Origin of the sequence: Frankia sp. AiPs1, from assembly GCF_023716945.1 — a bacterium.
Lineage (GTDB): Bacteria > Actinomycetota > Actinomycetes > Frankiales > Frankiaceae > Frankia.
In genome coordinates, this window is record NZ_JAMQQF010000318.1 from 1 (window position 1) to 6,663 (window position 6,663).

6 protein-coding genes, 1 pseudogene and 1 riboswitch are annotated in these 6,663 nt (G+C 74.2%); of the genes and pseudogenes, 6 read left to right on the forward strand and 1 reads right to left on the reverse strand.

The genetic code is table 11. The features are described from left to right. The 6 genes and pseudogenes from ND748_RS21695 to ND748_RS21720 form a co-directional block, all read left to right on the forward strand. Nucleotides 1–220 (forward strand): annotated as a pseudogene (locus ND748_RS21695) (peptide-binding protein); the annotation flags it as partial. A gap of 131 nt (nt 221–351) precedes the next feature. Then, nucleotides 352–1,281, forward strand: coding sequence for a type IV toxin-antitoxin system AbiEi family antitoxin domain-containing protein (locus ND748_RS21700; RefSeq protein ID WP_251747825.1), 930 nt, complete (start codon nt 352–354; stop codon nt 1,279–1,281). A 61-nt stretch (nt 1,282–1,342) separates the two neighbouring features. Then, nucleotides 1,343–1,467, forward strand: a riboswitch (TPP riboswitch). A gap of 426 nt (nt 1,468–1,893) precedes the next feature. Beyond that, on the forward strand, nt 1,894–2,757 hold the full coding sequence (locus ND748_RS21705; RefSeq protein WP_374215997.1) for an ABC transporter ATP-binding protein: 864 nt from the start codon (nt 1,894–1,896) through the stop codon (nt 2,755–2,757). Nucleotides 2,758–2,762: 5 nt separating this feature from the next. Further along, a complete protein-coding gene (locus ND748_RS21710) occupies nt 2,763–3,527 on the forward strand; it encodes an ABC transporter permease (protein ID WP_251747830.1) in 765 nt (254 codons plus the stop codon). After that, on the forward strand, nt 3,524–4,540 hold the full coding sequence (locus ND748_RS21715; protein WP_251747827.1) for an ABC transporter substrate-binding protein: 1,017 nt from the start codon (nt 3,524–3,526) through the stop codon (nt 4,538–4,540). The genes ND748_RS21710 and ND748_RS21715 overlap by 4 nt, the downstream gene beginning before the upstream one ends. After that, entirely contained in the window at nt 4,537–5,295 is a 759-nt protein-coding gene (locus ND748_RS21720) for a TenA family protein (protein WP_251747828.1), read from the forward strand. Before ND748_RS21715 ends, ND748_RS21720 begins: the two co-directional genes overlap by 4 nt. 322 nt (nt 5,296–5,617) lie before the next feature. On the opposite strand, the gene ND748_RS21725 is transcribed toward ND748_RS21720, so the two are convergent. Next, nucleotides 5,618–6,663 (reverse strand): class I SAM-dependent methyltransferase (locus tag ND748_RS21725; RefSeq protein WP_251747829.1); only part of this gene is annotated, 1,046 nt, incomplete at its 5' end.

The following is a 6,663-nucleotide window of genomic DNA, read 5'->3' on the forward strand; positions in this document are numbered from 1 at the left end:
CCGCCACCCTGCCGGACCGGTCCCCGGGAGGGCGGCCGGCTGGGTGGCCGGCGGCTGGGTGCCGACCGGGGAGCAGCCGGCGCCGGGCCCGTACCCGCAGGCCTGGGGTCTCGGGCAGCCCATGGAGGACCCTCCGGCCGACGAGCGGCCGCGCGAGGAGGACAGGCCGGCGCGCAGGGGCCGGCGACGCCTCGGCGGGCAGCCACCGGGCCCGGCCTGACCGGCGCATCCCGCCTCGACCTGCGTCCCCGCTGACTGCGAACACTTCGTGACCGACGAGCACTGCACGTAGTTATCCACAATTCAGAAAAGATGCTGGAACAACGGAGAGACAACCGTCATCGTCTTCTCATGGCCCATAACCCTGGCCGACTCTCCTGGCAGGAGATCGCCACCCCGCAGGCCGGCGTGATCACCATCCGTGACGCGGTCGCCGCCGGCATCACCCGCACCGAGATCCGCCGGCGCCTCGACGACGGCCGCTGGCGGCAGCCCTTCCGCGGCGTCCTGATCACCGACGTCAGCCCCGCCACCGGCCCCCAGCATCTGTGGGCCGCCGTACAGGCCATCGGGCCGGATGCGGTGCTCGCGGGCGGATGCGCGGCGGCGCTCGCCGGGCTGGTCGGCCACGATCCGCAGCCGGTGACCGTGCTCGTCCCGGCCGACCGCCGCGTCAGCGCTCCGCCGGGGGTGCTGCTGCGCCACAGCGCGCGCCTGCGCTCCAGCGAGATCGACCCGCTCCGGCTGCCCCGGCGGACCACCCCGGCCCGGTCCCTGATCGACATGGCGGAGTGGGCAGCGTCCCGGGCCGTGGCGCAGGACGTCCTCGCCGACGCGGTGCGCCAGCGGATCGTCAGCGTCCGCGGCCTGCGCGAGGCGTTGTCCCGCCGCGGTCCGATCAGCCGGCGCACGCTGATCACCGAGACGCTGGATCGGCTCGGCGCGGACGCGCCGCACCTCACCGAGATCATGTTTCGCCGGATCGAGCGGCGGCGCGAGCTGCCCCCCGCGGGCTACCGGGTCGAGGGCCCGGCGGACGAGCCGACCTCGCGACTGAGCGTGCGCTACGAGCCGTGGCGGGTGCGCGTCGAGGTCGCGGTCGAGCCGACCGCCCACCAGCCGGTCACCCAGCGTGGTCCCGGTCAGGACATCCTGGTCCGGCTGCCGGCGCACCTGCTGCGCACCGCGCCGGACGACGCCGCCGAGCTCGTCGCCGGAGTTCTGCGCGAACGGGGCTGGGTGCCGCCGACGGATCGCCCCCAGCAGGCCCTGGCCTCCTGATGAGGAGGCCACCGCCCGCAGCCGAAGGGGTTGGCGGCGGCCTGATCTTGCCGTAACTTTGAGCGAACGTTGCGGGAGCTTCCACCCGAGGGGGCTGAGAGGGCGGCTGGGCAGAAGCCCGGTGCCGCCGACCGCCTGAACCTGTCCGGGTAATTCCGGCGTAGGGAGTGATGGCCGTGGTGCGTCCGGCTCCGATCGTCCCCATCGGCCACCCGCGGGCTCCGCTGTGCCCGCCGGCACCGGGCCGTCCGGCGGGGGCCGTCCGCCCGCCGGCACCGCCACCAGGCGCGACGGACCCGGGCGGCGAGACGGCGCGCTAGCCTCCCGCACAGCCGGCCGCCGCGGTCTCCCGGCCGGGCGGCCGGGCGAGCTCCCGTCCGGACTGCCGACCGGTCGGTCGCCGCCCGACCGTGTGCCAACTCAGCCGTCACCGGACCGGTCGTCCCCGGACCGGTCGTCATCGGACGGGAGCCTCAGCCGGCGTTCACGGCGCGGCGCTCGTCGCCCGACGACGATTCGCACCAAGCCCGGTCCCGCACCATCGCGCGTCCGTCGTCCACATGCTCGTAGCCGCCCCGTGGGGCAACAGTGGCGCAGGAAGGGGGAGAAGTCGTGTTCGCACGCCGGTCACGTCTGCCGACGGCCCAGTCGCCGGCCGCCCTGCCGCCGGCCCAGTCGCCGGCCGTGTCGCCGGCCGATGCCCTCCGGTCGACTGGGACGGGCGTGGAGCTCCGTGGGGTCGCGAAGAGGTTCGGCGAGACGGCCGCGGTGGCCGGCGCGGATCTGTCCGTCCCGCCGAACAGCCGCCTGGGCATCGTCGGCCCGAGCGGGTGCGGCAAGTCGACCCTGCTGTCGATGATCTGCGGACTGACCGACCCGGATGCCGGCACCGTCGACGTCCTCGGCGCCGCTGACGCACCGGGGCGGCTGGCACGCTGCGCCTGGATGCCCCAGCGCGACCTGCTGCTGCCCTGGCGCGGGGTGCTGGCCAACGCCCGCATCCCGCTGGAGAACCGCGGTCTGAGCCGCCGCGAGGCGTCGCGGCGCGTCCAGCCGCTGCTCGACCGGTTCGGCCTCGCCGAGTTCGCCGACCACCGGCCGGCGCAGCTCTCCGGCGGGATGCGCCAGCGGGTCTCGTTCCTGCGCACGGTGGCCGCGGACAAGCCGGTGCTGCTGCTCGACGAGCCGTTCGGCGCCCTCGACTCGATCACCCGGGCAGACCTGCAGGACTGGCTGCGCGCGATGCTCGCCGACGAGCCCCGCACCGTCGTGCTCGTCACCCATGACGTCGAGGAGGCGCTGCTGCTCTGCGACCGGGTGGTGGTGATGTCGGCCCGCCCCGGCCGGATCGTCGCGTCCGTCGACGTGCCGGCCTACGCCGGCACCGGCGCCGCGGCGCGGCGGACGCGGCTCGCCGACCCCGACTTCATCGCGCTGCGTGACACCGTCCTCGCCCACCTGGAGAGCGCCCGTTGACCGCGATGCGGTTGTGGCCGAGCGTCCTGGTCGGCCTCGTGCTGCTCGGCGCCTGGGAGTTCGTCACCCGGGTGCTACACGTCGAGGAGTACATCCTGCCGGCGCCGGACCAGGTGGCGACGACGCTCGCCGACCGGTGGGACAGCACCCTGCGCAGCGCCACCTGGGTCACCGGCACGGAGATGGTCCTGGGTTTCGCGATCTCGGTCGCCGCCGGGCTCGCGCTCGGCGGCGCGCTGCACTTCTCCGCCGTGGCCCGCCGAGCGCTGTATCCGCTGCTCATCGGCTCCCAGACGGTCCCGGTCGTCGTCCTCGCCCCGATCCTGGCGATCATCTTCGGCTACAGCATCACCCCGAAGCTCATCCTGGTGGCGCTCATCTGCTTCTTCCCGGTTGTGGTCGGCACCCTCGATGGCCTCGCCTCGGTCGATCCGGAGCTCGTCCGGATGATGCGGACGCTGCACGGTCGGCGGGTCGCCATCTTCACCCGGGTGGAGTTCCCGGCGGCGCTGCCCTCGGTGTTCACCGGCGTGCGGCTGGCCGCCGCCTACGCCGCGACCGGGGCGGTGTTCGGCGAGTACTCGGGCGCCTCCGACGGGCTCGGCCACGTCATGCGCCAGGGCGTCCCCCAGCTCCAGTCCGCGCTGGTGTTCGCCGCGATCGTGCTGCTCACCGCGATGTCCGTCGCCCTGTTCGTGCTCGTGAGCTGCGCCGAACGGCTGCTCGTCCCCTGGCACCGCCATCCCATCCGAGAAGGGAACAACCGATGATCGCGCCGAGCTCCCGCTGGCTGACCATCACGGCGGCCGCACTCGCCGCCGTCACCCTCGCCACCGTCGCGGCCTGCGGCTCCGACGACTCGTCCAGTGCCAAGCGCCGGGCCGCCACGGTGCTGCTCGACTGGGAGCCCAACCCGGACCACCTCGCGCTGTACTCGGCGCAGGACGCCGGTGACTACACCGACGCGGGGCTGAACGTCACCCTGCGTTCGCCGTCTGATCCGTCCGACCCGCTCAAGCTCGTCAGCACCGGCACCGTCGACCTGGGCATCTCCTACGAACCCGAGGTGGTCATCGCCGGGGTCGAGAAGCTCGACGTCGTCGCCGTCGGCGCCCTCATCCCCACCGCCCTGAACTCGATCATGGCCGTGGGTTCGGCCGGCATCACGAAGCCGGCCGACCTGGCCGGGGCCACGGTCGGCACCTCGGGGCTGCGCACCGACGAGGCCTTCCTCGACGCGATCGCGAAGGCCAACCACTTCGATCCCGGTGCGATCCACCGCGTCGACGTCGGCGCCGACCTGCTGCCCGCCATGATCTCCAAGAAGGTGCAGGCCACCCTCGGCGCCTACCGCAACGTCGAGGGCGTCACCCTCACCGACCGCGGCCTCGCGCCGAAGGTGATTCCGGTGACCGACGCCGGTGTGCCGCAGTACGACGAGCTGGTCATCGTCGCCCGGCGCAGCCGGCTCGCCAAGGACCCGGCCTACGCGGCGCTCGTCCGCGACTTCCTGCGCGCCACGGCGGCCGGCAACGCGCGGGCGCTCGACGACCCGGCGAAGGCCACGACGACGCTCACCGGCGTCGCCGACGGCTACGATCCGAAGCTGCTGCCGAAGATGGTCGAGGCGACGGCCCCGCTGCTGCGCAACCCGGCCGGCTTCGGCCGGATGGACCCGGCCGCCTGGACGTCGTTCGTCACCTGGATGCACACCGAGGGGCTGATCAAGACGACCGTCCCGACGGCCGACGTCGTCACCAACGACTACCTGCCGAAGCCTTGACCACCGCGGAGACCGTGATCGGCCCGGACGGCACGAACGGCACGCCCTCGCCGCCGTTCAGCGCGCGGCTGTGGGCGTCCACCGAGCACGTCTACGAGGCGATCCTGGCCCACCCGTTCCTCACCGGGCTCACCGACGGCAGCCTGCCCCGGGCGGCCTTCGCCCACTTCGTCGTCCAGGACGCGCACTATCTGCGGGACTACGCCCGCGCCCTGGCCGTCTGCGCGGCGAAGGCGCCTACCGAGGATGACGTGCGGACGCTCGCGAACGACGCCGCCGAGGCCGTCGCCGCCGAGCAGGCCATGCACGCCGACCTCCTCGACGCACTCGGCGGCCCCACGCCAAGCGACCGCACGCCGGGCGACCGCATGCCGGGTGGCACTCCGCTGGGCGACGTGGCGACGGTGGCGCCGACGACCCGCGCGTACACCAGCTACCTGCTCGCGACCGTCTACGGCGATTCGTTCCTGGCGGGGCTCGCCGCGGTGCTGCCGTGCTACTGGATCTACGCCCGGGTCGGCGCGCGGCTGCTTGCCGACTCCTCCCCCGACCCGGTGTACGCCCGGTGGATCGCCGCCTACGGTGATCCGGCGTTCCAGGCGGTGGCCGACCGGGTCGTCGGTCTCATCGACCGGGTCGGCGCGGACGCGTCGGCGCCGGAGCTGTCGCGGGCCGCCGAGCACTTCGCGGTGACGGCGCGCTACGAGTGGATGTTCTGGGACGCCGCCTGGCGCCGCGAGACCTGGCCGATCTGACCCGTCCCACATGCGGCTCGTCCCCGCTCCGGCGCAACCGCGGTCGGCGCCGTGAGCCGACCAGCCGGTGGGTGGACGGCCGCCGGGCAGGCAGCGGCGGGTGGCGATTGGCACGTGCGGTGACGGCGTGGATCGGACGCGGGTGAAGATCGACGTACGGAGATCCGCCCGGATGCGTGATGCGCGGTTCCGCGGAACACCTTGATCGTCGGAGTGAGAGCTGGTTCCGGGGTGGGAGCTGGTTCCGGGGTGGGGGCCGGGACGCGGTGCGTGGCCGCCGGGCTGACGCCGTCGGCGATGACGGGTCGACCAGCGGCCCGGCTCAGACCTCCTTGCGGGCGATCACCAGGTAGGTGCCCGCGAAGCCGGCGCCGTGGACGTAGCGCCGGGCGAGGCGGTCGAGGAGCCGGGCGGTGATCAGCAGAGGGCTGACCACCGCCATCATGGCGCCCCAGGCCACCAGGTGGGCGGGGCCGGCGGCCTGGCGCAGCCAGGGCATGGGGCGCGGTGCGATGGCGGCGACGACGAGCAGCAGGGCGGCGGTGAGGTCACCGAGGCCGCGGCTGGCGGCGAACCGCACCATGACGGGCCGCAGCCCCCGGTCCTCCAGTGCCGCGAGCAGGTTGTCGACGGGGATGAGCTGGGCCCGCTCCGGCACCGCCCAGCCGGCCCAGAACCGGCCGAGCCAGCGCGCCTGGTGGCACTCGGCGTTCGCCAGCTCGCACAGCACGTGGCCGCCGGGCGGTAACGCCTTGGCGACGGCGTCGAGCTCCGCGGACGGGTCGTCGGCGCGTTCCAGGTAGCCGAACATGCTGATGACGTCGTAGCGACCGGCAACCGCCTCGACGACGTCGGGCAGCCGGCCGTGGTGGGCATGGTCGAGCCAGCCGCGCCGCAGGCCCTCGTCGAGTCCGGCGAACGTGTCGACTCCGTCGAAGACCGTCGCCGGCCACACCTCGCGGGCCGCGTTCGGGAAGTGGCCGTAGCGGGAGCCGACGTCCAGCCAGGCGCGCGGGACCGTGAACGGGCGCACGGCGGCGGCCTGCCCGCGGCGGTCGCGGGCGATCACCGCAAGGGCCTGCTCGGCGATCCCGGTGCGCAGGCCGTCGTAACGGTCCCGGTCGTAGAACTCGCGGCCGGCGGGGCTCAGGCCCGGGTTGAGGAACACGTGCCCGCAGCGCCGGCAGCCGGTGAGGCGAAACCGGCCGGGTTTGCGCAGGAACAGGTCGGGCGAGTCGAGCCGGGTGGCCAGCTCCGTCGAACCGCACCACGGACAGTCCGCGCGAGCGCGGCGCAGGAACCGGGCCAGGCCGGCGCGGACGTCGCGGCCGTAGGTGGCGCGGCTGGCCGCCGTCCGCTGCTTCGCCG

Excerpts from the sequence above, each read along its gene's own strand:
- ND748_RS21700 (WP_251747825.1), top strand. The coding sequence starts at position 352 with ATGGCCCATAACCCTGGCCGACTCTCCTGGCAGGAGATCGCCACCCCG.
- ND748_RS21710 (WP_251747830.1), top strand. The coding sequence starts at position 2,763 with ATGCGGTTGTGGCCGAGCGTCCTGGTCGGCCTCGTGCTGCTCGGCGCC.
- ND748_RS21715 (WP_251747827.1), top strand. The coding sequence starts at position 3,524 with ATGATCGCGCCGAGCTCCCGCTGGCTGACCATCACGGCGGCCGCACTC.